Annotated in this window: 20 protein-coding genes; 11 read left to right on the top strand and 9 right to left on the bottom strand. The window is 58.5% G+C overall.

Going from position 1 to position 24,432, the window contains the following annotated elements; translation table 11 throughout:
- Positions 1 to 245 precede the first annotated feature (245 nt).
- Complete coding sequence (locus ACFE7X_RS01905) at positions 246 to 728, top strand: DinB family protein (RefSeq protein ID WP_375433965.1); 483 nt, start codon at positions 246 to 248, stop codon at positions 726 to 728.
- 76 nt (positions 729 to 804) lie between these two features.
- On the opposite strand, the gene ACFE7X_RS01900 is transcribed toward ACFE7X_RS01905, so the two are convergent.
- The gene (locus ACFE7X_RS01900) at positions 805 to 1,407 is read right to left on the bottom strand and encodes an HdeD family acid-resistance protein (RefSeq protein ID WP_375433964.1); all 603 of its coding nucleotides are present in this window, start codon (positions 1,405 to 1,407) and stop codon (positions 805 to 807) included.
- Between the two features lie 548 nt (positions 1,408 to 1,955).
- On the opposite strand from ACFE7X_RS01900, the gene ACFE7X_RS01895 reads away from it, so the two are divergent.
- Complete coding sequence (locus tag ACFE7X_RS01895; protein WP_375433963.1) at positions 1,956 to 3,380, top strand: hypothetical protein; 1,425 nt, start codon at positions 1,956 to 1,958, stop codon at positions 3,378 to 3,380.
- Positions 3,381 to 3,594: 214 nt separating this feature from the next.
- Here ACFE7X_RS01895 and ACFE7X_RS01890 read toward each other — a convergent pair whose 3' ends face one another.
- The gene (locus tag ACFE7X_RS01890; RefSeq protein WP_375433962.1) at positions 3,595 to 4,689 is read right to left on the bottom strand and encodes an AI-2E family transporter; all 1,095 of its coding nucleotides are present in this window, start codon (positions 4,687 to 4,689) and stop codon (positions 3,595 to 3,597) included.
- Positions 4,690 to 5,196: 507 nt separating this feature from the next.
- Between ACFE7X_RS01890 and ACFE7X_RS01885 the strand changes: the two genes are divergently transcribed.
- Complete coding sequence (locus ACFE7X_RS01885; RefSeq protein ID WP_375433961.1) at positions 5,197 to 6,426, top strand: multidrug effflux MFS transporter; 1,230 nt, start codon at positions 5,197 to 5,199, stop codon at positions 6,424 to 6,426.
- A 46-nt stretch (positions 6,427 to 6,472) separates the two neighbouring features.
- Here the strand turns inward: ACFE7X_RS01885 and ACFE7X_RS01880 are convergent, their stop codons facing one another.
- Positions 6,473 to 7,168, bottom strand: a complete 696-nt coding sequence (locus ACFE7X_RS01880) for an HAD family hydrolase (RefSeq protein ID WP_375433960.1) — start codon at positions 7,166 to 7,168, stop codon at positions 6,473 to 6,475.
- Positions 7,169 to 7,328: 160 nt separating this feature from the next.
- Here ACFE7X_RS01880 and ACFE7X_RS01875 point away from each other — a divergent pair, with 160 nt between their 5' ends.
- Positions 7,329 to 8,213: a DUF1080 domain-containing protein gene (locus ACFE7X_RS01875; RefSeq protein WP_375433959.1), complete on the top strand. Its 885-nt coding sequence runs from the start codon at positions 7,329 to 7,331 to the stop codon at positions 8,211 to 8,213.
- Positions 8,214 to 8,429: 216 nt separating this feature from the next.
- Here ACFE7X_RS01875 and ACFE7X_RS01870 read toward each other — a convergent pair whose 3' ends face one another.
- The 5 genes from ACFE7X_RS01870 to ACFE7X_RS01850 form a co-directional block, all read right to left on the bottom strand.
- On the bottom strand, positions 8,430 to 9,752 hold the full coding sequence (locus ACFE7X_RS01870) for a leucine-rich repeat-containing protein kinase family protein (RefSeq protein ID WP_375433958.1): 1,323 nt from the start codon (positions 9,750 to 9,752) through the stop codon (positions 8,430 to 8,432).
- Positions 9,753 to 9,797: 45 nt separating this feature from the next.
- On the bottom strand, positions 9,798 to 10,181 hold the full coding sequence (locus tag ACFE7X_RS01865) for a DUF3037 domain-containing protein (RefSeq protein WP_375433957.1): 384 nt from the start codon (positions 10,179 to 10,181) through the stop codon (positions 9,798 to 9,800).
- On the bottom strand, positions 10,159 to 10,956 hold the full coding sequence (locus tag ACFE7X_RS01860) for a HipA family kinase (protein WP_375433956.1): 798 nt from the start codon (positions 10,954 to 10,956) through the stop codon (positions 10,159 to 10,161). Before ACFE7X_RS01860 ends, ACFE7X_RS01865 begins: the two co-directional genes overlap by 23 nt.
- A gap of 245 nt (positions 10,957 to 11,201) precedes the next feature.
- A complete protein-coding gene (locus ACFE7X_RS01855) occupies positions 11,202 to 12,788 on the bottom strand; it encodes an amidohydrolase family protein (RefSeq protein ID WP_375433955.1) in 1,587 nt (528 codons plus the stop codon).
- 366 nt (positions 12,789 to 13,154) lie between these two features.
- Positions 13,155 to 14,756 (bottom strand): YdiU family protein, encoded by a 1,602-nt coding sequence (locus ACFE7X_RS01850; protein WP_375433954.1) that lies wholly within the window; start codon positions 14,754 to 14,756, stop codon positions 13,155 to 13,157.
- A gap of 646 nt (positions 14,757 to 15,402) precedes the next feature.
- On the opposite strand from ACFE7X_RS01850, the gene ACFE7X_RS01845 reads away from it, so the two are divergent.
- The 3 genes from ACFE7X_RS01845 (at position 15,403) to ACFE7X_RS01835 (ending at position 20,389) form a co-directional block, all read left to right on the top strand.
- Complete coding sequence (locus tag ACFE7X_RS01845; RefSeq protein ID WP_375433953.1) at positions 15,403 to 18,411, top strand: PAS domain S-box protein; 3,009 nt, start codon at positions 15,403 to 15,405, stop codon at positions 18,409 to 18,411.
- Positions 18,412 to 18,987: 576 nt separating this feature from the next.
- Entirely contained in the window at positions 18,988 to 19,464 is a 477-nt protein-coding gene (locus ACFE7X_RS01840; RefSeq protein WP_375433952.1) for a YsnF/AvaK domain-containing protein, read from the top strand.
- A 25-nt stretch (positions 19,465 to 19,489) separates the two neighbouring features.
- Entirely contained in the window at positions 19,490 to 20,389 is a 900-nt protein-coding gene (locus ACFE7X_RS01835; RefSeq protein ID WP_375433951.1) for a YsnF/AvaK domain-containing protein, read from the top strand.
- A 293-nt stretch (positions 20,390 to 20,682) separates the two neighbouring features.
- Here ACFE7X_RS01835 and ACFE7X_RS01830 read toward each other — a convergent pair whose 3' ends face one another.
- Positions 20,683 to 21,483, bottom strand: a complete 801-nt coding sequence (locus ACFE7X_RS01830; protein WP_375433950.1) for an SDR family NAD(P)-dependent oxidoreductase — start codon at positions 21,481 to 21,483, stop codon at positions 20,683 to 20,685.
- Between the two features lie 422 nt (positions 21,484 to 21,905).
- Here ACFE7X_RS01830 and ACFE7X_RS01825 point away from each other — a divergent pair, with 422 nt between their 5' ends.
- The 4 genes from ACFE7X_RS01825 (at position 21,906) to ACFE7X_RS01810 (ending at position 24,287) form a co-directional block, all read left to right on the top strand.
- Positions 21,906 to 22,214, top strand: coding sequence for a hypothetical protein (locus tag ACFE7X_RS01825; RefSeq protein ID WP_375433949.1), 309 nt, complete (start codon positions 21,906 to 21,908; stop codon positions 22,212 to 22,214).
- 59 nt (positions 22,215 to 22,273) lie between these two features.
- Entirely contained in the window at positions 22,274 to 22,531 is a 258-nt protein-coding gene (locus ACFE7X_RS01820) for a hypothetical protein (protein WP_375433948.1), read from the top strand.
- 98 nt (positions 22,532 to 22,629) lie between these two features.
- Positions 22,630 to 23,586: a helix-turn-helix transcriptional regulator gene (locus ACFE7X_RS01815; RefSeq protein WP_375433947.1), complete on the top strand. Its 957-nt coding sequence runs from the start codon at positions 22,630 to 22,632 to the stop codon at positions 23,584 to 23,586.
- 176 nt (positions 23,587 to 23,762) lie between these two features.
- The gene (locus ACFE7X_RS01810) at positions 23,763 to 24,287 is read left to right on the top strand and encodes a DinB family protein (protein WP_375433946.1); all 525 of its coding nucleotides are present in this window, start codon (positions 23,763 to 23,765) and stop codon (positions 24,285 to 24,287) included.
- Positions 24,288 to 24,432 lie beyond the last annotated feature (145 nt).

The raw sequence follows: 24,432 nt of genomic DNA, 5'->3' as shown, positions 1-24,432 counted from the left end.
GAAAGGGCTTCTGCCTCATCGAAAACCAGCGTGTTTTCAAGTTGACCTAGAGGCGGTAGCGCGAAGCCTTTGCGTCGCGTCTCGTTACCCGGTTGACGTTGCCTCTCCAACAAGATCTTACGAAATACGAAGCAAAGGCTTCGCGCTACAACCCAAGAACTGCTTTAAGTTGGGCTTATTTGAAGTGCACTACCAGCCAGTTGCCCGATGTTGCGTACACTACTCTCACCCCACTCCTACCCGCTATGGAACAACAAACCCGCAAACGAATGGTCGAAGAACTACGCAACTTGCTCGTGCAGGGCAATGCCCACGTTACTTTCGAGGACGCCTGTGCCAACGTGCCGCTGCCGCTGCTCAACCAGCCCGTTCCCAACCTGCCGTACACCGTCTGGCAATTGGCCGAGCACATCCGGATTGCGCAGTTGGATATTGTGGAGTTCTCCATCAACCCAGCTCATACCTCGCCCAAATGGCCCGATGAGTACTGGCCAGCGCCGGAAACCCAGGGCGACGCGGCTAGCTGGCAGGCCACGCTAGCGCAAATCAAGCACGACCGGGACCGATTTATTGCCGTGCTTGAAGACCCAGCCCAAGACCTGTTTGCGCCCTTCCCGCATGGCACCGGCCAGACACTTTTCCGGGAAGCACTGCTGATTGGCGACCATAACGCCTACCACACCGGCCAGATTATTCTGGTGCGGCGCCTGCTCAACGACTGGGAGTAGCCCTGCCTCGGGCACTCAACCGCTTTGGCAGCAGTAGCCTGCATTGGGCGCCCGCGCTAGTGGGTGGTGGCCGCTTTTACATCGTAGGAGAAGACTGCGAATTTATCGTCTGCATGTGGTTGATTGGCCGCGCCGTTGTTTGGCGGCGCAAGCGGAAGGCCAACACGCTCAGCAGGATACCAAAAGCAAAGGCGTAGCAGCCAACCCACCACGCCACGACCACGGCCCCCGCCACGGGCACCAACAGCAGCAGTATGCCAAAGCCAACAGACAGCAGGCCACCCACAATCAACACCCATTCGTTGGTGATCTGCTTGCGCAGCCGAATGCCCGTTGCGATTTGCAGTACCCCCGTTATGATGGCCCACGCGGCCACTACATAAAGCAGCGCTAATGAGGTAACCCCGGGCCATAGCAGGGTGATGATGCCCGCCAGTAAACTAGCCACACCTTCCACGGCCAATGACCACCAGCGAGGTTGGTGCCGGCCGCCACGGAAAGCCGCCACCAAAGTCAGGACGCCGTTGATGAAGTAGTAGCCGCCAAACAAGGAAACCAACACCAGCAGCGTAAGCCCCGGCATCAGAAACGTGAGCAAGCCGAAGACCACAGCGGCAAAGCCGCGCAAGAGTAGCACCCACCAGTTTGAGTGCAGAACCGATTCAGCTGTGATTTGCATAACCGTCTGAGTGAAGTAATTACCGCTTGATAGTCGACTTTTATTACCCTCGACCCACGGCCCATGTTGCGGACGAGCAAGCCCAAATTTTCGAAAATCCGTATTCCACTCCATTCAAGCCTCCGTATTTTCCCTTATTAATTTGCGCTTGCTCGGCCTCTTTTCGGTGGCCCGCCAGGCACCGCAGGCACCCTAGCTGGCATCCCGTGATTGGATGGCCAGAACTGCCCCTTTGTAAAGGCATCGTAGGCAGTAGCGCGAAGCCTGAGCTTCGCGTATCGTAGCACGAGGTCGTTGCTACGCAAGCAGTGCCGGTCATGCTACGATACGCGAAGCTCAGACTTCGCGCTACCGCCTCCCACGCTCTTACCTGAACCGAAGGTTGGCAAAGCCACGGGTTGCCTTTCCACAGCGTTTGCTTGGTGGGCCGCTAACAGGAGGGTGCAGGATGGAATGGCCGCGCCAAGTGGCGTCTTTTAGCTAGATGATAACCAGGCCATTGTTGTGCCCCGTGAATCAATAAAAGACCCACCCCCAGGATGCGCGCTATGAAAAGAACCTCTGTATTACTCTTGGCGGCGCTCAACACCGCTTTCCTACTGGCGCCGCCGGCATCCGCCCAGATTGGCACCCGGTTTCCCTCGGAGCGCAAAGTGGTGAAGGACCCCGTGACGGGCACTATGCTCACCTTCCTGACCAGCACCCCCAAAGGCGACGCCAAAATCTACCAAACCCACAACCAATGGACTTCCGACGGGCAGTGGCTGATTTTTCGCTCGGGCCGCGTGCCCAAGGAAGCCATGGCCGTGAACGAGAAAACCGGCGAGATGGTGCAGGTGACGGAAGGTGGCTACACCGGCATGCTCAACATTGCCCGCAAGTCGATGAAGCTTTATTTCATGCGCAACGTGGGCGCCGAACCGGCCCCAAACACAGCTCCCGACCCCGCCCGCAGCGTGCAAATCATTGAGGTGGACTTAGCCAAGCTGTTCGCCGACAGCAAAGCCGGCAAGATGCAGCCCGCCACGGTGTACCAGCGCGTCTGCGGCACCACCCCGCCCGAAATCGGGGCCGGCGGCGACATGGCCCTCGATGGCAACGAAGACGTGGTGTACTTCCGGGTAGGCAAAACCGAAGCTGCCAAGCACCTGCCCGCCGACGCCAAAATCAGCAGCTCGTTTGGGCCGCGCAAAATGGGCGCTGGTCCGGCGGGTTTGGCTGGCATGAACATCAAAACCGGAGCTATCAAGCACGTCGTGTCGGTGCCGTTTCAGATTGGGCACGTGCAAACCAACCCCTGGGTGCCCGGCGAGATTATCTTCTGCTGGGAAACCGGCGGCAAGTCGCCGCAGCGCACCTGGACCGTGCTGGCCGATGGCACCGGCCTGCGCCCGCTCTACCCGGAAGCCGACTTTGAATGGGTGACGCACGAGGCCGTTATTGCGCCCGACGAAGTGGCCATTGCCATCATGGGCCACCGCAAAATCAACTTCAACAAAGACACGCAGGCGGCCACCGCCACGGCCAGCACCGCCAGTTCGCAGCCCGCCACCACCCCCGACCAGCGCAACCCCGGCCAGGAAGATGCCTGGGGGCCCTCGGGCACCCGCGAAAAGCCTACCGGCCTCGGCATCGTGAACCTACGAACCCGCGAAACAACTATTGCCGGCCAAACCCCGAGCGGCAGCGGCCTCTGGCACGTACACGGCTCTTCGGATGGCCGCTGGGCGGTCGGCGACGATTTTTCGCGTAGCCTCTACCTCATCGACCGCCACACGCGGGAAATGATTCTGCTCAGCACCGGCCACAAAGAAACCGCCGCCGACCACCCCCACCCCACCTTCAGCCCCGACGGCACCCGCATCCAAATCCAATCGGCCATGCTCTCCGCCGACAACCGCTCGATGAACATTTGCATCGTGCCCGTACCGGAAGCCTGGCTGAAGCGCAAGTACCCAACCCCGGCTAAGTAGAAGCCAATGAACAGGCCTCGAACTAGCCTCGTTTATGAGAAAGGAAAATCCAGTAAACGTAAAAGTTCGGGCCCTGCCACAGACAAAGCCCCAACGGGCCGTCACCAATTATAGTAGGTGCCGACCCGTTGGGGCTTGCATGTTTATTTGTCGAGTTGCTTCTATCCCGTTGCACCTACCAAGAGCCAGAAAATGACAAGGCGCTGTTTCCCTTCTACGTCAGCACCTTTTTACTGTCCTTTTCTTTGACTTTGCGCGGACGGTCGTCGTCGCCGAGCAGCATACCCCAAGGCTTGAGCGCCTCTATTCGGTCGAAGACGATCTTAAGGATGGCCATGCCGGGCAGCGCCAGGAACATGCCCGGAATGCCGCCAATAGCGTTGCCGACCAGCACCCCCACCACGGCGGCTAAGGCATTCACCTGCACCTTGCCCGCCACAATGCGCGGCACCAACAGGTTGTTGTCAATGAACTGAATCAGCATGTAGACCCCCACCACCCCGAGCGGATAGATGTAACCGTCTTTGGTTATAAAAGCCATCAGCACGGGCAACAAAATGGCAATCAGGCCGCCCACGTAAGGGATAAAGTTCAGCAAGGCCCCTAATACGCCCAGCAACAAAGCATACGGGATGCCCAGTATCAGCAGCCCGGTTACGTTGAGCGTTGCTACAATGGCCCCTTCAATCAGCAGGCCCGTCATGTAGCTCTGGATGGTGCTTTTGCTTTCGTGGAGCACTTCTTCCACTTCCGGATCATGCCGGCGCCCCGAAAAAACCTGGATGACGAAGTTGACCAGCCGCTCCCGATACAAAAGCAGCAAAAAGATATACACCGGCACCAGCGTAGACACCACCAGCAACCCCGATACGGTGGAGAGGGCCTGCCCGGCCAGGGCTGTAGCGCGGCTCGTGGCCTGCTGCAACCACCCCAGAAGGCGCTCATTGGTGATTCCGAAACGGGCATCGAGCCAGCCCACTAGCTGCCGCTGGGTTTGCAGTAGCTTGGTTTTGAAGAGCGGCATCTGCGTAGCCAATTCCCCGGCTTGCAGGTAAATAAAGTAGAGAATACCCAGCAAAACAGCTACCCCCAAGAGCACCGTCAGGGTAATGGCCAGTAACTCCGGCACCCGGCGGCGTAGCAGCCACTGCTCGATTGGGAGCAGCAGAATAGCGAAGATAGCGGCGAAGAAAAGTGGAAACAGGATGTCGCCGGCGAGGTAAATCGTTAGCACAAGTAAGGCCAGGCCCAGCAGCACCAAAGGCGCTTTAGCATAAAAGGGCAATTCTAGTTTAGGTTTCTCATCCATCAGCAAGGGTTTCGGGCGTATGGGCCTTGATACGCAGCCCTAGCGGAAAAGTATGAACCTTTCAACCCGGCTATTAAAGCTCTTTAATAGCCGACGCCCCAGCTAGCTCAACCGTGCTTGAGTTGCCCGGTAGGATACGCTAGGCGCACTACCCTTCGGCCTAGTGGCGCACGGCAACTCCGCACCGATGAGCTTCTTGGCGGGTGCTTGTTCGTGGGTTTCGGTAGTGCGGTCAGGCACGCACCTGGTTTGCGCCTGGCTTGGCGGCGCGCATCGTTGTGCGCGTAAGCTGCGTCAGCGCGGTGAGGATGACGCCTTTACCCCAAACTTTTGAAGCCACTCAGCCAGATTTTCGTTGGTTTTTTTCAGACTGTGCGCTCGTTCTTGCGTACCCTCACTTCGCCTAATGTGTATTAGCGCGCCAGGTTTCCGTCCGCGCCAACTTATGTGTTGAGCCACCTTTGGTGCAAACCGGTAACGGCGCAAAACAAGCTCGTAGTAGAATTCATGTCCAAGCAAAAATATATTTCCCTCATTCTGATTCTAGGGAGCCTCACGGCAATAGGTCCTTTTTCCATTGATATGTACCTGCCGGGCTTTCCGGCCATTGCCCAAGACCTACATACCACGGCGGCCCGGGTGGCCCTTTCGCTGTCTAGCTTTTTTGTTGGCATTTCGGCGGGCCAGCTCCTCTACGGTCCGCTGCTCGACCGATTCGGCCGGAAAAAGCCGCTCTACATTGGACTGGTGGTTTACATTGCAGCCTCGGTTGGCTGCGCACTTATTCACACCATTGACGGCCTGATTGCGCTTCGGTTGGTGCAAGCCGTTGGGAGCTGCGCCGCGGGCGTGGCCTCGGTGGCCATGGTGCGCGACTTGTTTCCGGTGAAGGACAGCGCCAAGGTATTCGCGACCTTGATGCTGATCGTGGGCCTCTCGCCCATGCTGGCCCCCACCATCGGCGGCTACGTCACGGAAGCCTTTGGCTGGCAGGGAGTTTTCATCACCCTCGCCTTTATGGGCGCTGCTATGCTGGCCGCCTGCGTGCTGTGGCTGCCCGACACCTACACCCCCGACACCACCCTGTCCTTGAAGCCGCTGCCCATCCTGACTGGTTTCTGGTCGGTGCTGCGGGAGCCGCAGTTCTACACCTACACCTTCACGGGCGCCATGGCGTTCTGCGGGCTCTTCGCCTACGTGGCCGATTCGCCGCTGGTGTTCATGGACATTTTCGGGGTTGACGGCAAGACCTACGGTTGGATCTTCGCCTTTCTCTCGGTCGGGCTTATCGGCTCGAGCCAGGTGAACAGCGCGTTGCTACAGCGCTATTCCAACGAGCAATTGGTTTACACCGCCCTGATTTGCCAGGTACTGACCAGCCTGGTGTTCCTTGTACTCACCCTCAACGGCTGGATTGGCTTAGCAGGCACAATTGCGCTGCTATTCGTTTTTCTGTGTTGCCTCGGCTTCAGCAGCCCCAATACGTCGGCCTTGTCGTTGGCGCCGTTTGAGAAAAACGCGGGCAGCGCTTCGGCCCTTCTAGGTGCTATCCGCATGGGCCTGGGCGCCCTGGCGTCGGTGGCCGTGAGCGTATTCAACAATCATACGGCCGTGCCGATGGTGGCCGTCATGGCGGGTGCCTCCGTTTTGGCGCTGCTTATTTTGCTGGTTGGCCGCAAACAAATCACGACGCCAATTACGGTACCGGAAGGGCAACTGGCCGAAGCAGTGCACTAGTGTTGCCTGAACGGCACAAGCCATTTCCGGCAGCCTTATTGTGCTGTCAGGACACGTAGGCTAACACTTCTTTGAGGGACGCAACTTCGTGGAAAGAGAGTTGCGCAACTTCTTCGGCAGAGACTCGCTCGTGAATCCAAGTGGTGTAGAAGGGCACGTAAATAGCCCGCGCCCCTAGTTTGGCAACGGGCACCACGTCGGATTTCAGGGAATTGCCGATCATCATAAAGTCTTGGGGCTGCACTTGGTAGCGGCTCAGGATGCGGCGGTAAGTGGCCTCGTTTTTCTCGCTCACGATTTCCACGTAATCGAAATAATCCCCGAGGCCGGAGCGGGCCAGCTTGCTTTCCTGGTCGAACAGGTCGCCTTTGGTGAGCAGCATCAAAGGCACGCCGCGCTCTTTGAGTTCACTCAGCACGGCTTCTACATGCGGGAGCAACTCGATGGAAAAGCTGAGCAGCTGCTTGCCGCTGTCGATAATTTGTTGGATTTCGGTGCCCGTTACGCTGCCTTCGGTGAGCTGAATCACGGTTTCAATCATGCAAAGCATAAACGACTTGGCCCCGTACCCAAACAGGTGCATGTTCTGGCGGTGCACTTCGTTGAAACGGCTGGATAACGTTTCGGCATCGGCATAATGGGTAAGCAAGGCGGAAAGCTCAGCCTCGGCCTGATCGAAATGGGGCTGGTTGGGCCACAGCGTGTCGTCGGCGTCGAAGGCAATCAGTTGGGGTGTAGTCATGAGCTATTAGTGGCAGATACAGCCCGCTACTTCAGCTAAAGCAGCAAGCAAACCGAGCGGGCAAAATTAACTCCCGGCCGCCAGATGCCAACCTCGCTGGTGCGCGGCTAGCCATAAGCAGCTTATCGTTAGATTTAGCCGCCACAATTCCTTTCCAGCGATGAAAACATGTACTGCCCTGGTGCTCGGCGCCACCCTTCTCTTTACCTCTACTTCGTCGAAAGCGCCCGATACCTGGGTGCCTTTGCTCGACAAGAGCCTAAGCAAGTGGCGCAACTACGAGAGCTACCGGCACCAAGTCGGCTACAAAGGCCAGGTGCCCACCGATGCCCAAGGCAAACCGATAGCGCCCATTGGCTACGACAAAAACGAGGCGAACGTATTCTCGGTGGTGATGCAGGACGGCGAGCCGGTGCTGCGCATCAGCGGTGAGATATACGGCTGCGTGTTCACCAAGCAGGATTTCAGCAACTACGATCTGAAGCTGAAAGTGAAATGGGGCAGCAAAAAGTGGATACCCCGCCTCGACGAACCCCTCGACAGCGGCATCCTCTACAACAGCCAGGGCGAGTGCGGCGTGGACTACTGGCACAGCTGGATGCTCAGCCAGGAGTTTCAGGTATCCGAATACGCCGCTGGCAACGCCATGGGCGACTTCTGGTGCATCGCCAATTCTACGGCGGATATAAAAGCCACCAAAGGCCCCGCGGCAAAAGATGTTCTGAAGTACGACCCCAAAGCGGCCCCCGTGACGTTAGGCAACGGAGGTCCCGGTTTTTGCCAAGCCGCAGCCAACTATGAAGTGCCCAACGGCCAGTGGAATGAGCTGGAATTAATCCACGTCAACGGCAAGAGCGTGCACCTTGTGAATGGCCACGTGGTATTGGCCGTTAATAATTCGGGGTACGTGGTAAAGGGTCAGCGCAAGCCGCTTACGCACGGCAAAATCCAGCTGCAAAGCGAAGCCGCCGAGGTGTTCTACAAGAACATCCTGATCAAGGAAATTGATGCCATGCCCGCCCAGTACGCGCAGTATTTCAAATAGAAATTAGAAGAAGTAGAAGCCAGACAGCGGCGACGGACTATTCATAGTACTGTCGCTGCTGTCTGGCTTTAAACCCCGTTGAGTTCCCGTCCACCAGAACGATTGTAGAGACGCCACACCTGGCGTCTCGCCGTTGAACGACCGGTGCCGCTCCTCTTACCTCTTAAGCAACCTCAGCAACGACGAGACGCCAAGTGTGGCGTCTCTACAATCGTTCTACTGCAATCCGGCTAGCGCCGCTTGGATTTCCGTGAACAGCGGCCGGGTTAAAACTGCTGGCTGCGCGCATTGCTGCTGCAAATTCTGGAGTGCCTGCACCGTAGCGGAAGTATCGGGCTCGGCGCAGTGCGTCAGCAGATCTTCGAGCAGGCAGGCAAAGGCCCGCACCTCCAGGCGCTGCAACGCCAGGGCTATTTCCGGCTCGTCGGGGCTGAAAAAACAGGCAGCCCCGAAGTCCCCGAGCAGGCACTGGCCGGCAGCGGTGGTGAGGATGTTGTGGGCGTATAAGTCGCCGTGCATAATGCCGCGGCTGTGCAGGTGCTGCGCAGCACTGGCAATACTGCGGGCGATGCGCAGCACCACGTCCAAGGAGAAGCTGGTACCAGCCGCGTAAACGTCGCGGGTGCAGGAGGCCAGGCTAGGCGGGCCGCCGAGGTTGCGGAATTCGGGCGCTATGAGTTGCAATACCAGTCCGTCGGTACCGTTCGGGTGGTTGCTGACTTTGCCTTCCACCGCAATCAGGTTGGGGTGCAGGCCGGCGCTCAGGCAGGCGGCCATTTCGCTGCCGGGCAAGCCGTCGCTGGTGCGGGCACCCTTGAAAAGCTTGACGGCCACTGGCTGCAAGACACCAGCGGGGCGCTGCCACTGCGCCTGATAAATCATTCCCGACGCGCCTTCGCCCAGCTTCTGCTGCATGCTCAGGCTACGCCAGGCTATGCTGTTGGTGGTAGTGGAAGCTACTGCGGCTGCTTCGGCCGATGCGCTGAATGGGTTGCCCGCATACGCCAGCCACGACAGCCGCGGCAGGGCGAGCAGCCACGCCGGCAACTCAGTGAACTGATTGTCGGCGATGCGCAACAACTCTAAGTTGGTAAGAGCTGCCATCGACTCCGGCAGGTGCCGCAATTGGTTGCCAGCCAGCATAAGCTTTTGCATAGCCGTGCACGCGCCTATTTCCTCGGGCAGTTCGCGGAGCTGGTTGTCGGTGAGAATCAGCCAGCGCAACGCCGGGGTCAGGGCCGCAGCGGGCAGCGTGTGAATCTGGTTGGCTTTGAAGCCCACCATGCCAAGCTGCGGGCACTGGCCCAGCACTTCGGGCACCGAGGTGAACTGGTTGTCGGAGCAGAACAGCACGCGCAAGTTGTGCAGCCGGGGCAGGTCGTCGGGCAGCGTTGACAAAGCGTTGCCCGACAGATTCAGAATTTCCAGAGAGTCGGCCAAGCTGAAAATCTCGGTTGGAAACTCGGTTAGGTGACCCGATAAATCGAGGCGTTGGATGCCGGCCAGTTGCCCGGTGCGGAGCTGTTCGAGGGTATGCATCGGGCAAAGGTAGGACCCACCGCCAGTAGGCCCTCCATCGTTTCGCTACTGCACCAGTTGCGCGTGCAGCCGCGCCAGCGTATCGGCGGCATCGAGGCACAGGCCAGGATGCACCGGCGAAGTTTGCACAACGGTGCTGCGGGTAGCCGTGAGCCAGCGAAAACGCGAGGCCAGGGGCAATTGCCCGATGGTGCCGCCCTCTTTGCGGCCCGCGCAAATCCGCTCGAAAGCCCGCAGCCGCTCGTGCAGCTCCGGCAGGTCTACGTCGCGGGCGAATACTTGCAGCCGCGCTTCGTTCAGCTCGAATTTCGTTTGCAGAAAGTTTTGCCCGGCGCAGTACACAATAACGCCGACGTTCAGAAACTCTTCGCGCTCCACCCGGGGCATCACCCGAATAACGGCATACTCAAACAAGTGCTTTTCTGGCATGCTGCGCGGCATCAACAAAGATTTCGGACGCCGCGAGGCGGGTCTCTAAAAACTGAACATAGGCTTGCCGGTGCTCGTCCACCGACTCGAACGGCGAATCACCCATCAGCCATTCATCGGGAATCAGCGCCACAATGGCCCGGATGCGCTCCGGCGTCAGAATAGCTCGGAACTCGGCATCGACTGTGGCTAGCTCGGTGGCCTGGGGTAGCAGCACGTGGTCTTTGATTTGGGTGAACGGGCGGCGGGCCTGTTCCTGCACGTTCTGCCAGGCATGGTGAAAATAGAAGGCCGCGCCGTGGTCGATCAGCCACAATTCCTTGTGCCACATCAGCATGTTGGTGTTGCGCGGCGTGCGGTCAACGTTGGTCACCAGGCAATCCAGCCACACAATTTGGGAGGCCAGCCGGGGCTCCACGGTGGTTACCAAGGCATCGAAGGTAATGGCCCCGGACAGGTAGTGCAGCGCCAGGTTGAGCCCTTCGCTGGCGCGCAGCAAATCTTGAATTTCCTCGTCGGGCTCGGTGCGGCCAAAGGCTTCGTTGAGGGTGATGAACACGATTTCCGGTACTCGCAAGCCCAACGCCCGTGCCAGCTCACCGGCCAGGAGTTCGGCAATAAGCGCCTTCGCTCCTTGGCCGGCGCCCCGGAATTTGAGTACGTACAAAAACTCGTCCTCGGCCTCCACCAAGCCCGGCAACGAGCCGCCCTCGCGCAAGGGTTTCACATACCGCGTCACCTCCACGGTCCGCAGTTCAGGGGAGCTATACTTCATGGCGCGAAATTCCACATTTATTCTTTTTGGCCCTTATTAGGAAGAGCCTGTTACACCCTCAAAACTTCACTACAATACCAGGCAGGCTAGTTTGGCGTCCGCGAAACCGCCGGCCAAATCGAGGCGTCTTGGCGGCGTGGCAAGCCCTTTTCACTGCCGCAACGAAGCAGTAGAGATGCTCCGACTCCCCTGCATTTCGCTCGGCATGACGTCGCTATTACGTAGTATAACGACTGCGAAACCACTTACTGGCGGCCGGGGCCGTAGAGCACTTGGCCGGCCCTGCGCTTGGTGTGCTGGCCTTCGCGGACGGTGAGCTGGCCGTTGACGAGCACGTAGCGCATGCCCACGCTGTACTGGTGCGGCTGCGTGAAAGTGGACCGCTCGGCCACCTCTTTGGGGTCGAATACTACCAGATCGGCAGCCAAGCCGGGGCGGAGCAGGCCCCGGTCGGTGAGGCCGAAGGTTTGGGCGGGCAGCGAGGTCATGCGGCGCACTGCTTCTTCCAGGCTAATGACGTGCAGTTCGCGCACGTAGTGGCCGAGCACCCGGGCGTTGGAGCCGTAGCCGCGGGGGTGCGGCACGCCCTCCTGCCACACCCGAATGCTGGCGTCGGAGGCCACCATATTGAAAGGGTAGCGCATGATTTGCTGCACATCGGGCTCTGCCATGCCGTGAAACACCATGCCCGCGTCGTGCTGCAACACCAAGTCCAGGATGGTAGCTGCTTCGGCGCGGGCTTTGTGTTGCCGGCCCTTGCGCTGGTTGATGGCTTCGATGCTGAGGCCGTTGTAGCTCGGGTCGGGCGGGAAGCTGGCCACCACGGCGTAGCCGAAGTGGCGCAGCTTCTTTTCACGCAGGCGTTTTACCATGGCGGCCTCCACGGCGGCTCGCACAGCGGGACGGGCCAAGCGGGCTTGCAGGGAGTCGCGGCCGTCGGCTTGCACGGCGTCGGGGAGCAGGGTGCTCAGGGAGGTGGAGCTGGCGGTGTAGGGATACTGGTCGATGGTCACTTCCTGGCCGCTTTGGCGGGCCGTTTCCAGGAGCGTTAGCAGGTCGGCGGCGTGGCCCCAGTTCTGCTGGCCACCGAGCTTGAGGTGCGAAATTTCCACGGGCAGGTTGGCTTCGCGCCCGATCAACAAGGCTTCTTGAATGGCTTGTCTCACACTGTCGCCCTCGTTGCGCATGTGGGTGGCGTAGAGGCCGCGGTACCGGCCGGCCATGCGGGCTAGGCGCACCAACTCCGGTGTGCGGGTGTAGGTGCCGGGTATGTAAATCAGGCCCGACGACATGCCCACCGCGCCGGCCTGCATAGCTTGCTCCACCAAGGCTTCCATCTGGGCTAGCTCCACTTGGGTCGGAGTTCGGTTGGCGCGGCCCATTACCACCTTGCGCACCGTGCCGTGCCCAATCAGTGAGGCCACATTCACGGAAAGGTGCAGGCTATCGAGGAAGCTGAAGTAGCGGCGCAAGTCGGGGCGTGAGGAACCGCAGTTGCCGGTTACGACCGTCGTGACGCCGTCGTAGAGGAAGTTGTCGGCGGTGGGCTGGCGCACTTCGTCGTCTTCGATGTGGGTGTGCACGTCGATAAAGCCGGGCGCCACAATCAGGCCGCGGGCGTCGAGCACGGTATCGGCGGGGTAGTCTTTGGGGAGCCGGCCCACGGCCAGAATGCGGCCGGCTCGCACCGCCACATCGGCGTAGAACCAGGCGTTACCGGTGCCATCGAGCACGCGGCCATTGCGGATCAGCAAGTCGGCGCGTTGCTGCTGCGCCGTGCTAGGTTGCGCTAACAACACGGCGCTTATCCAGAGTATCAATACACGCCACATAGCCAGCTGGAATTAGGTAGGGTTTTCACCACGTAATTTTCTCCCCGCTGGAAATATAGCACGGCTTTACGCTTTTCAGGCCGGCGCACGAATGATGAGCCGTCCTACTTGGCGTCTCGTTGTTGCTGAGGTTGTTTAGACTGCACGATTGGTCGTTCAAACCAGTCGTTCAACGACGAGACGCCAAGTGTGGCGTCTCTACACATGTTCTTGTAGTACTACTATCAATCCTGACGTTGTCATTCCGACATTCCGCGCATCAAGCGGCGAGAGGAATCTGAGGAAAATACGTTCAACGAACTAACTCAGATTCCTCTCGCCGCTTGATGCGCGGAATGACAGCGTTCTGGTTGGGCAGGCGCTGCGTTACGAGCTGCACGAAAGCGTGGCGCAGCCGGGCTTGTCACTGGCCCAAACGGGGCGCTTGGCGGCTAGGTCGTCGTGCTCGGGCTGTTCGTCGTAGGGAGTTTTCAGCACATCCATCAGGCGGTTCAGGAAGGAAAGGTCGCCGGCTTCGGCCCCTTCAATGGCCTGCTGCGCGAGGTAATTGCGCAGCACGTACTTAGGATTCACGCGCAGCATGCCCTCCCGAATAGCTTCGGGGCCGGCAGACTCCTGCCGGAGCCGGCTGCTGTAGCGGTGGAGCCAGGCAAGTAAAGGCTGCTGCGGTCCGCCTAATTCCGCATAGCCCGCCGCCGTTAACAAGTCCTGAAACAAACCGTTTTCGTTGCCAGGATTTGCTACCAAGCTGAATGCCACGTGCGAGAGACGCCGGAAAAACAGGGTCATGTCCACCTGCGCCTCGGCCAGGGCTTCGTGCAGATTCTCAACCAGGGCACGGTCTTCTTCCTCGGCTTGCGGAGTCAGGCCGAGCTTGCGCAGCATCATCTGGTGCTGGGTGGCAGCTAGGGTAGCGCGGTATTGGTCGAGGCCCTGGTTCAAGCCCTCCACGTTCACCACGACGGGGGCCAGCGCCCGCGCTAGTTGGTACAGGTTCCAGAGCCCAACGTGGGGCTGCTGCCCGAACGCGTAGCGCCGGCTGCTGAAGTCGGTGGTGTTGGGCGTCCAGTCGGGGTCGTAGGGTTCCAGCCAGCCGTAGGGCCCGTAGTCGATGGTGAGGCCGAGGATGGACATGTTGTCGGTGTTCATTACGCCGTGCACGAAGCCCACCGACATCCAGTACGCAATCATGACGGCGGTGCGCCGGCACACTTCCTCGAACCAGCGCAGGTACACTTCCGGACTCGGCTCCCCGAGTTCGGGGTAATGGTGGCGAATCACGTAATCAATCAAGGCGCGCAGGTTGTCTATTTCGCCGGTGGCCGTCATCAGCTGGAAATTACCGAACCGGATAAAGGTGGGGGCCACCCGCGCCACTACGGCTCCAGGCTCGGGCCGGGGGTTGCCGTTGTAAAACATGTCGCGCACAACCAAGTCGCCGGTGCCTACCAAACTCAAGGCCCGCGTGGTGGGCACGCCCAAATAGTGCATGGCTTCGCTGCACAGAAACTCCCGCACCGAGGAGCGCAGTACGGCCCGGCCATCGGCGCGGCGCGAGTACGGCGTGGGGCCGGCCCCTTTGAGTTGGATTTCCCAGGTGGAATTGTCGGCGGCCGTTACTTCGCCCAGCGAAATAGCCCGCCCGTCGCCGAGCTGGCCGGCCCAGCTACCAAACTGGTGTCCGCCATACCGGGCGGCAAACGGCTTCATGGTGTCCGTCACGCGGTTGCCGGCCAGCGCCTCCACGGCGGGGCCGCGCTCGGGCGGGCGGTGCAATCCCAGATAAGCGCCCAAATCATCGGACCAAGCCAGCAGATGCGGATCGGGCACGGGCGTGGGGTCTACGCGGGAATAGTGGTAGCCGGGTACTTGACGCGGCAGCTTATCGGGGGCTACCTCGCCGCGCAGTTCTTCCACGAAGGAATTGTGAAACGTAACTTGCTCTAGAGGTTCAACGTGTGTGGCCATGGCTCGACGGCAATAAAGAAAGAAGGCTTGGTGGGAGAGGTTCAGCAAGTTGGCTAACGCTGATTAGGCGCGCATGTTTCCGGTTCTTTGTCTTAGTCCATAAAATCAGGAAAGGCCCTGACGCTAGCTGCCGGGGTCTTTTGTTACAGCGTTGAGCTTATTGCTCGGCAAGTTGACGGCCCGCCTATTGACGCGGGCGAGGTACTAGCCCATGGCGCCTAAAGCGACGATGGTCGCAGGCGCCATGTTGCCTCCCGCAGCTTACTGGGTTGCATCCGGACGCTGGCCCTGAGGTTTTGACGCCTGCTTTAGGAGGGAATAGAGACGGGTAGTAAACGGGCCGTCATGCTGTGCTTCTCCCCCACCGAGCCGTAGCAATTGAAACCAGAGGCGGCCTTTCAATCCGGCGCGGCAGGCTCGGTGAGTTCCTGGCTGGCTGCCCGACGGACTCTTTGCTTCAATTGCTTCAGTGCTGAAAACAGCTGCTAAAACCTAGGAAATCAGGAGTTTCTTGGTGCCTTCTGGTGAGTTGGGCAATAACCTTTCTGCTTACAGAGAAGTACTTTCTTGTATCCGATGAGCTTGTGTCTCCCACCCAGGTCCTATTGGCTTCGTGCTTAAAGCCGCTCACCTACTCCTGTCTATTGTGTTTTCATCACCGGATTATCAGCACATATTTCGCTCCTTGCCCGGCAACTATTTGTTGTTGAACCCGGATGGAATGGTAGCAGAATGTTCAGCCGGCTTTGCCGCATTAGTGGAACGCCCGCCCGAAACCTTGGTGGGCGGTAGTCTGATGGCCGTTTGGCCCAACCACCCTGATCTGGCCGCGCACTTAACTGAGTTGCTGGAGCGGGTGCGCACTACCAGTCAGCCCCAAACCCTGTTGCCACCCAGTGGCCTGCCCACTCACGGCGCCCTACTGCACCAGCGCTTCACGCACAGCCCCTTGTTCGACGCCCAGGGCCAGCTGCTTTACGTTCTGCTTTCCGTGGAGCCCGTGGCTGCTCCCAGCCCCCCGGCAGTGCCCTCCGACAATGCCACCGCTCTGCTGGCTCTTCAGCAGCAACTCGACACCACCACCCTAACGCTGGAGCAAGCCCTCGCCGACGCCGACGTGCAACGCAAGCGCCTGCATGCCTTGCTTATGCAAGCGCCGGCCGCTATTGCTACCCTAACCGGCCCCGAGCATGTGTTTGAGCTGGTTAATCTGAGCTTTCAGCAACTGGTAGGCACGCGGCCCTTGCTAGGCAAAACTATTCGGGAGGGAATGCCTGAGTTGCGAGGCCAAAATTTTTTCCAACTGCTCGACTCAGTGTACCGCACCGGCGACACCTACCACGGCCGGGAACAGGTGGCTTACATCGACCGGGACAACACGGGGCAACTTTTTTCCTACTACTTCAATTTTATTTATCAAGCCATTCGCAACGCGGCGGGGCGGGTCGAGGGCATACTTATTTTTGCCTACGATGTAACCGAGCAGGTGCTGGCCCGCCAGCAGTTGGAACAAGGCGAAGTGGAGCTGCAAACTGCCGTCGAGGAATTGGCAACCGCCAACGAAGAACTGCACGCTTCCAACGAAGAGTTTCTGGCCAGCAACACCCAACTTTCCACCACCCAGCAGGAACTCCAAATTCTCAATCAGGAACTAGAGTCGAGGGTGCAGCAACGAACCCGAGAGTTGGAGTTGGCACAGCAGGAAGCCGAGCGGCAACGGGCCCGTCTAGAACGCTTTTTCATGCAGGCCCCGGCCGCTATCTGTGTTCTGGAAGGTCCTGACTTTGTGTTTGAGTTAGTTAATCCAACCTACCAGCAGCTGTTTCCGCACCGCCGGTTGCTCGGCAGACCGCTGGAAACGGCCCTGCCAGAACTGGCTGATCATACGGCCTTGCATACGTTGCGCCAGGTGTACGAAACCGGTGTAACTCATGAAGAGAAAGCCCTGCCGTTTTCGGTGCAGCCCCGGGATGGCAGCCCGCCAAAAACGGTTTATTTCAATTATATCCAGCAGGCGCGCTACAACGCCGAAGGGGTCATCGACGGTGTATTGGTGTTTGCCTTCGACGTAACCGAGCAGGTGCAAGCCCGGCAGCAAGAAGCCCAAAGCGCCCGCGCCTTTGAAACCCTAACCAACACGATTCCGCACCTGGTATGGGCCAGTTCTCCCGCTGGCGCAACCGAGTACTTCAACCAGCAGTGGTACGACTACACGGGCAGCACGCCCGAAAAAGCGCAAGGCATTGGCTGGCAACAAGCAATTCACCCCGACGACCTGCCCGTCGTGCAAGAGCAGTGGGCGGCGGCGTTGCAAAATGGGAAGCCCTACCAGATAGAAACCCGGTTGCGCAGCGCGGCGGGCGCCTACCGCTGGTTTCTGGTGCGGGCCACGCCTTTGCGCAACGACCAGGGCGTAATTATCAGGTGGTTTGGGGCCGATACCGACATTCACGACCAGAAACGCCTGGAACAGGCACTGCTGGAGAGCGAGCAGTATTTCCGCGTGATGGCCGACCGAGTGCCCGTTGTTATCTGGGTGACCCTGCCCGATGGCCGCTGCACCTACCTCAATCAGCAGTGGTACGACTACAGCGGCCAAACCGAAGCGCAGGCCCTGAATTTTGGCTGGCTCGATGCAGTTCATCCCGACGAGGCCGCCCCAGCCCGCACGGTCTTTCAGGATTCGAACGCCCGGCAGGTACCGTTTAACTACGTTTACCGCCTCAAAAGCAAAGACGGCACGTACCGTTGGTTTGCCGACATGGGCCAGCCAAAATTCAACTCCGCGGGCGAATACGAAGGCTTTGTGGGGGCCGTAGTGGATATTCATGAGCGCAAGATGGCCGAGCATGCCTTGCGGCTTGCCAGCCAGAAGCTGGCCACTACCAACAAAGATTTGCGCACTGCCAACCAGCAAAGCGAGCTGGCCAACGCCGAATTAGCTTTCACCAACGAGCAGCTTACCCGCATCAACCAAGACCTCGACAATTTCGTCTACACGGCCTCGCACGACCTGCGGCAGCCGGTTAACAACCTGGCGGGCGTGTTCGAGGAGCTTAAGCGCAGCGCCACGTTCCACGACCCCGAGGCCGAGCAGCTAGTGGAAATGTTTGAAGGCGCCCTCAACCAGATTCACAGCACGATTCAGGGCCTGGCAGAGGTGGTGCACGTGGAGCGCCGCAACGATGAGGCGCCCCTCGAACCGGTGGCGTTGCTTCCGCTCACCAGCGGCGTAATTCAAAGCATGCAGAGCCAAGTAGACGCGGCCGAAGCCGAGTTCGAGTTGGATTTCAACGCCGTGCCCACCGTCCGTTTCGCTCAACTCAACCTGCAAAGCATCCTCTACAATCTGCTCAGCAATGCGCTCAAATACGCCCACCCCGACCGCAAGCCCGTTGTGCGCGTTAGCAGTGAAACAACAAAAAACGGCACCCCCGTGCTGGTCGTGCAAGACAATGGCCTCGGGCTGGACATGGCGCGCTACGGCGACGACCTATTCAAGATGTTCCGCCGGTTCCACGACCACGTAGCCGGCTCCGGCATGGGCCTCTACCTCGTCAAGCGCATTGTGCAGCAAGCCGGCGGCCACATCAAGGTCGATAGCACGGTTGGTGTTGGCACCACTTTCCGGATTTATCTAAGCGTAGCCGAGTAACGGCTGGCTGTTACGAAGAGGTAGGTTGGTACGCTTCAACCTCTCTCAACTTCGCTTTCAAACGGTACAAGCCCTCAACGAAATTAGCCGTTGAGGGCTTTGCCGGTATTAAGGAAGCATCTGAATGCTGCGAACCTAGCTCACTGAAAGTTTCAGTAAGTGCTCTTCTACGCTGCTCGTTTTTGTTTCGAGTGCGCGCTGGCTGGTGCTGGGTTGCCCTGTGTTAGAGCCGGCAACTACCTCAGCCGTGAAGTCAGGCGGGTGACTCGTTGCGGGCCTGTTGATGCCGGAATTGCGACCTGATTCTTACGTGTTGAGGCAGTATATGTTAAGCCCTAATTTTTTATACGCAGCAAGAACCGGAGTTAGCACTCACTTATCTTGAAATAAGCAAATTTTTTATTGTTAAGGTTGACTGGTAAAAAACAACTTCTGCGTTGCTTTATCACCTGTTTTTAGCTTAAACATAACGCTTTATATATATAAAATAAGTCCTGTCTCTACGTTTTAGCTAACAAAAATAACATATAAAATACTTGAAACTCACCATTTGACTCGGCGTATAGTTTGATCCAAATGGATACCACAACCGACTCCTTCTCCGCCGACGCCTCTGGCCGGCTCCCTACCCCTTCTCTGACCACTCCTTTGGTGGTGCCAGTAATCGAGGAGCATACTGTTGTTCACCGCGAAATGGTGGAAAGCGGCCGGGTGCGCTTGTCCAAAATTGTGCACGAGCACGAGGAAGCCATCGACCTTGCTTTGCAACACGAAGAAGTGAATGTAGAGCGTGTGCCGCGCAACCAGTACGTGGCTGACGAGGCTACCGCCCCGGCTATGCGCTACGAAGGTGACACGTTGGTAATTCCGGTGGTGCGCGAAGTGATGGTAAAACGCCTACTCCTTGTGGAGGAGTTGCGCGTAACCAAGCATCAAGTTCAAACGCAAGAAACGCAGCGCGTAACTCTTCGTAGCGAGCAAATACAAGTTGAGCGCATAGCGCCAGACAACACAACGTCTTCCCTTCCCAATTCCCATAACCAAACCCTTTAATTGTTCACTAATCTCCAAAAAAGCTATGAGCCAGACAGTAGTAGGAATTTTCGACACAGCTGCCGAAGCGCAGAACGCCGCACAGCAACTTCAGGCCGCAGGCTTCAACTTAGACCACGTAGACGTATCTACGCGCAATGCCCAATCCAATTCGGGTTCAGATTCAAGCAACTACAGCAATACGAGCGGTACGGCTACTGAAGGCGTTGCTGATGCAGCAGGCCGCACCGGCGACGGTATCGGTAACTTCTTTAGCAACCTGTTCGGCGGCGACGACTACGATGATACGCAGCGTTACTCGCACGTAGCCCGCTCTACGGGTTCTATTGTAACGGTACACGCTCATTCAGCTGAAAACGCGCAGCGTGCCGCCGAAATCTTGGATGCCGCCGGTGCTATCGACGTAGATGACCGCGCTGCCCAGTCGGGCTACCAGTCCACTGGTGGTCAGGCTTACACCGGTGCTTCGGAAGCCGCTGCTACCACTGAAGGAGCAATGTCGGCCAAGGTTATCGAAGAAAACTTGCAAGTAGGCAAGCGGGTAGAGCAAACGGGCGGTGCTCGTCTGCGCAGCCGCATCATCGAGCGCCCCGTAGAAGCTAGCGTGCGGTTGCGCGAAGAGCACGTAACCGTGCAGCGTAACCCAGTGAACCGCCCGGCAACGGAAGCTGATTTCAATACCTTCAAAGAAGGCGAAATCGAAATCACGGAAAGTGCTGAGCGTGCCGTAGTAGGCAAAGAAGCCCGCGTGGTAGAAGAAGTAACCCTCGGCAAAGAAGTAACCGAGCGTGAGGAAACTATCCACGATACGGTGCGCAAAACCGAAGTAGACATTGAGCGCATCGAAGGCACCACCGGTACTACGGGCACTACCAACACGACGGGCACTACCTACGACGACGACGACACCACAACTCGCCGCTAGTATTGCTAATACAGCGAGAATATAAGCTGCAAAAAGGTGACCTGTTAGGTCACCTTTTTTGTTGCCCCTCTCCCCCAAAACTAGGTCGGCGCCGTTGGCTTACAGGCGGAGTAAATCCTAGCAGTTAGCTTGGGGGCACGGGCTAGATGATCAGGGCTTTAGTCACTCCCTACGCTCTTCAATTGGGCAGGCAACTTGCTTGCTAACTTCTGGGGCTTGTAGCCTTAGACGGGCAGCAAAAAAGGCTCTGGCAATTGCCAGAGCCTTTTTCAATTAGTTGAGTTAAAGCAACACTACTTGCTTTCATCCACGGGTTTGCCTTGCTGGTGCATGTTGGCGGCCACCATATCGTCGGGCATTAGGTTGCTGGCGTAAACCATGGCTTTGTTTTTCAGGCCGGAAATGACTTTGTCTTTGCCAGCTAGCAGCGCCTCGTAGCCGTCTTTGGCCACTTCGGCGGGGTCGGCTTTGCTGCCTTCAGCTACTAGCTTCGACTGCGTCATGTCGGCTTTGTTGAAGAAATCGGTATCGGTAACGCCGGGGAGCAGGGCCGTAATGGTTACCCCCGAGTTTTTGGTTTCCTCCCGAATGGCTTCCGTAAACGACGTAATAAAGGCCTTGGTGCCGTGGTACACCGCCTGAAGCGGCCCTGGCAGTTCTCCCCCAATGCTCGACACCTGCAAAATCTTGCCGTCGCCGCGGGCCACCATTTCTTTCAGGAAGCACTTGGTTAATATCACGTAGGCCCCGATGTTGAGTTGAACAATGTCCAGCTCCCGGTAAATATCCGTTTCCACGAACTCGCCATACTGCCCCTGGCCAGCATTGTTTACGAGTACATCTATCTGAATGCCTTGGCCGCTCACTTGCTCATATACTTGAAATGGCGCTTCCCGCTGAAACAAGTCCCGGGCAATAGGCAGCACTTCCACTCCGTACTGCGCTCGAAATTCGGCGGCGGTGCTTTCCAGTTCGTGTTCGTTGCGGGCTACCAGCACGAGATTGTAGTGGTCCTGCGCGAGAAGCTTGGCCAGTTCGTGGCCAATCCCGCTGGTTGCCCCGGTTATGAGGGCGTATTTTTGGTCGTTTGCCATAGCAGTTTGGTGATTAGTTCAATCAGGGTTTAGTCTACGTACGATGAGTGCCTGATCCTCGTTTAGCGCACCGGCAAGGCTTTTGGCAGCCTATAAGCAACGCAGAGAAGCGGGAGCTGCACCGTAGCTCTTCAGCCGCGGAAACCTTGCCGAGTGCCCGCACGCGCAGATTCGGGGCTCACGGGCTTGGTAATGCACTTCGGAGGGTTGGCGGCTCTGGCCTCTCCGCCCTATTTTCCGTTGACGCCCCCCGCGCTACCATCCTGGGTAGTATGCTTTCCAACCCAGTAAAATCAGGGTTTACCCACGCAGAAACCCGTAGAAATCCGGGATTCAAATACCTGGCGCCTATCGTTTATAGTAGTGCCCATGCGTTTCGTTTCGGGCGTCTTGTTCCTGCTCCTACCACCAACCTAACCCCTATGCTCACTCCTACGAACGTGCCGTCTGCGGCGCTGCAACTCCACTTGGTGCCGGCCGGCCGGCGCCTCGATTTCGAATGTGTACCCGGTTGTTTTGCGTACGTTTACCGCCGCCAGCACCAACAGGCTTGGCAGTGCGTAGCGCGCAATGCGTGCAGTCCTTACTTCGACTATTCTCTTATCGCTAGGGATTCGCAGCTTGAATACGTAGTTTGCTACTGCGACGCGGCGGGCAACATCAAAGCCGCTACTGCCATAACCGCGGCAACGCCACCAGCCGCTGTTGCGGCGTCGCAGCAGGTTGCTTAGCACCGGCAGCGCCGAAACGCTCCCGTCACCCTCTCCTTCTCACCAAAACGACCAGCCCCATGACTTCTTCCAGTCCCGACATCAATCCTACCCAACTGCTCCGCTACACAGTGCAGATAGCCGATCTGAACACGCCCGAGCGCATCAGTGAGGTGCGTGAGCAGCTTACGAGCTTGGGGCTGCTAGTCGACCGCATCGACCAGGGCGAGGTGGAAGTAGCCGTTAGCCAAGCTGCCAACCCGGGCGCAGATGGCATTCAAGAAACGTTGGAGGCGGCGGGCTTTTCGGTAACCAATATCCAAGCTGATGCCAGCTAAGGCCTAGCACTGAGCTGCTGCGCCCACCGCCCCCGTCGGTTACCACGGCATAGCCATTGCTGCCTCAACTGGCCGGCAATGGCTATTTTTCTGAGTTTATGAATCGTTTCGACCGGATTACCGCCATTTTGGTGCAGTTGCAGGCTCGCCGCGTGGTGAAGGGGCAAGACTTGTCCGAGCGGTTTGGCGTGAGCTTGCGCACCATCTACCGCGACCTGCGCACTCTGGAAGAAGCGGGCGTGCCGCTGTGTGGCGAAGCAGGCGTGGGCTATTCCCTGGCCGATGGTTACCGGCTGCCACCCGTCATGTTCACCCGCGAAGAAGCCACGGCCCTTATCACCGCCGAAAAGCTGGTGGTGCAACTCACCGATGCGCACACCGCCCAGCTTAGTCGCGGGGCCATGGACAAGCTTCGCGCCGTGCTGCGCCGCCCCGACCGGGATTATCTCGAAGAACTGAGTCCGCGCATCACCATTCTGCCCAACCGCTCGCAACGGGTTGCTGTGCCGTTGGCGCCCAATACTCATCAGTTGCTGCTCACGGGCATTGCCAACCGGCAAGTGGTTTCGCTGGATTACCGGGCCGGCTACCAGGCCGCGCCCAGCCAGCGCGACGTCGAGCCGATTGGGGTGTATTTCGGGCAGTACTGGCATGTGGTGGCGTTCTGCCGCTTGCGCCAAGAGTACCGCGACTTCCGTCTCGACCGGATTGCCCAGCTTCACCTCCGCGACGAGCAGTTTGCGCCCCGCCCCGAAACGCTGCACTCCTATTGGCAGCAACTCGCCGAGCAGCGGCAGCAGTACCCCGCCGTGGTGCGCTTCGCCCCGCAGGCTTTGGCTCATGTAGAGGAAAATAAGCACTATTTTGGCTGGGCCCACGAGCAAGCTTTGCCCGACGGCGGGCTGGAAATCACCTTCCTGACGGGTCGCCTCGATTACCTAGCGCGCTGGCTGCTGCTCTTCCCCGGCCACGTTAGCATAGTATCGCCGCCCACTTTGCACCAGCAACTGCGCCAACTAGCGCAGCTTGCTTATGAGTGTTTCGGGAAAGAATAGGGCACGTACGACTTGGTAGGGGAAAACAGCTAGGTGAGCTTTCCCTCTGCATCGTGTGGCATCGTTTCCAAACAGAACTATTGAAAAAAATACGCTGGTCGCATTTCCTACTGACATAGGGCTGTCATAGGTGGCTGGTAGGTTTGGGATATCATTCACCGAAACCCCATTCCGTTATGCTGACCGACACGCTAGCCCCCCTCGCCCAAAGCCTGATAGTTGAACTCGACGACGAGCTGCAAACCACCCGCCGCGTGCTGGCGCGCGTTCCCGACGCGCAGTTCAACTGGCAGCCTCATCCTAAGTCGATGACGCTTGGGCACTTGGCCTCGCACATCACCGACCTGATGGGTGGCATCGAAAACACTCTCAAGACCACTGAAATAGACTTATCCTACTTCACCGACCAAGAGGCCCAGCCTGCTACAACCAACTCAGAACTCCTTCAGCACCTTGATGCCAACGGCGCCGCTAATCGGGCCGCTCTCATGGCGGCTACACCCGACGACTTCGAGCAAATCTGGACGCTGCGCCAAGGCGAACAAGTGCTGCTGCGCCAGACCCGCGCCGAAATCATCCGCCACCTCATCAGCCACATGGCGCACCACCGCGGCCAGCTGAGCGTCTACCTGCGCCTCCTCGATGTGCCCGTACCCGCCATCTACGGCCCCTCCGCCGACGAGCCGATGTTTCATGGCTAAACACTCAGGTTGAGCCCATTCTTTTCCGTTAAAGCCCCAGTTACAACGCGTAGCTGGGGCTTTGCTCTGGCCAGTTGGCTACTTACACGTTGAGGCAACTTGTCTTGCTGCCCGCCGCCGCGCGACAGGTAAAATGCTGTGTCGG

This window comes from uncultured Hymenobacter sp. (assembly GCF_964242765.1).
Lineage (GTDB): Bacteria > Bacteroidota > Bacteroidia > Cytophagales > Hymenobacteraceae > Hymenobacter.
Note: the sequence above shows the minus strand (reverse complement) of the source record. Positions and strands in the feature narration are given on the sequence as shown.

What these genes read in the sequence shown, in the direction of transcription:
- ACFE7X_RS01820 (WP_375433948.1), top strand. Translation starts at nt 22,274, where the DNA reads ATGACTTCTTCCAGTCCCGACATCAATCCTACCCAACTGCTCCGCTAC.
- ACFE7X_RS01825 (WP_375433949.1), top strand. Translation starts at nt 21,906, where the DNA reads ATGCTCACTCCTACGAACGTGCCGTCTGCGGCGCTGCAACTCCACTTG.
- ACFE7X_RS01875 (WP_375433959.1), top strand. Translation starts at nt 7,329, where the DNA reads ATGAAAACATGTACTGCCCTGGTGCTCGGCGCCACCCTTCTCTTTACC.
- ACFE7X_RS01815 (WP_375433947.1), top strand. Translation starts at nt 22,630, where the DNA reads ATGAATCGTTTCGACCGGATTACCGCCATTTTGGTGCAGTTGCAGGCT.
- ACFE7X_RS01895 (WP_375433963.1), top strand. Translation starts at nt 1,956, where the DNA reads ATGAAAAGAACCTCTGTATTACTCTTGGCGGCGCTCAACACCGCTTTC.
- ACFE7X_RS01810 (WP_375433946.1), top strand. Translation starts at nt 23,763, where the DNA reads ATGCTGACCGACACGCTAGCCCCCCTCGCCCAAAGCCTGATAGTTGAA.
- ACFE7X_RS01835 (WP_375433951.1), top strand. Translation starts at nt 19,490, where the DNA reads ATGAGCCAGACAGTAGTAGGAATTTTCGACACAGCTGCCGAAGCGCAG.
- ACFE7X_RS01855 (WP_375433955.1), bottom strand. Translation starts at nt 12,788, where the DNA reads ATGTGGCGTGTATTGATACTCTGGATAAGCGCCGTGTTGTTAGCGCAA.
- ACFE7X_RS01880 (WP_375433960.1), bottom strand. Translation starts at nt 7,168, where the DNA reads ATGACTACACCCCAACTGATTGCCTTCGACGCCGACGACACGCTGTGG.
- ACFE7X_RS01865 (WP_375433957.1), bottom strand. Translation starts at nt 10,181, where the DNA reads ATGCCAGAAAAGCACTTGTTTGAGTATGCCGTTATTCGGGTGATGCCC.
- ACFE7X_RS01885 (WP_375433961.1), top strand. Translation starts at nt 5,197, where the DNA reads ATGTCCAAGCAAAAATATATTTCCCTCATTCTGATTCTAGGGAGCCTC.
- ACFE7X_RS01840 (WP_375433952.1), top strand. Translation starts at nt 18,988, where the DNA reads ATGGATACCACAACCGACTCCTTCTCCGCCGACGCCTCTGGCCGGCTC.
- ACFE7X_RS01860 (WP_375433956.1), bottom strand. Translation starts at nt 10,956, where the DNA reads ATGAAGTATAGCTCCCCTGAACTGCGGACCGTGGAGGTGACGCGGTAT.
- ACFE7X_RS01900 (WP_375433964.1), bottom strand. Translation starts at nt 1,407, where the DNA reads ATGCAAATCACAGCTGAATCGGTTCTGCACTCAAACTGGTGGGTGCTA.
- ACFE7X_RS01850 (WP_375433954.1), bottom strand. Translation starts at nt 14,756, where the DNA reads ATGGCCACACACGTTGAACCTCTAGAGCAAGTTACGTTTCACAATTCC.
- ACFE7X_RS01890 (WP_375433962.1), bottom strand. Translation starts at nt 4,689, where the DNA reads ATGGATGAGAAACCTAAACTAGAATTGCCCTTTTATGCTAAAGCGCCT.
- ACFE7X_RS01830 (WP_375433950.1), bottom strand. Translation starts at nt 21,483, where the DNA reads ATGGCAAACGACCAAAAATACGCCCTCATAACCGGGGCAACCAGCGGG.
- ACFE7X_RS01870 (WP_375433958.1), bottom strand. Translation starts at nt 9,752, where the DNA reads ATGCATACCCTCGAACAGCTCCGCACCGGGCAACTGGCCGGCATCCAA.
- ACFE7X_RS01905 (WP_375433965.1), top strand. Translation starts at nt 246, where the DNA reads ATGGAACAACAAACCCGCAAACGAATGGTCGAAGAACTACGCAACTTG.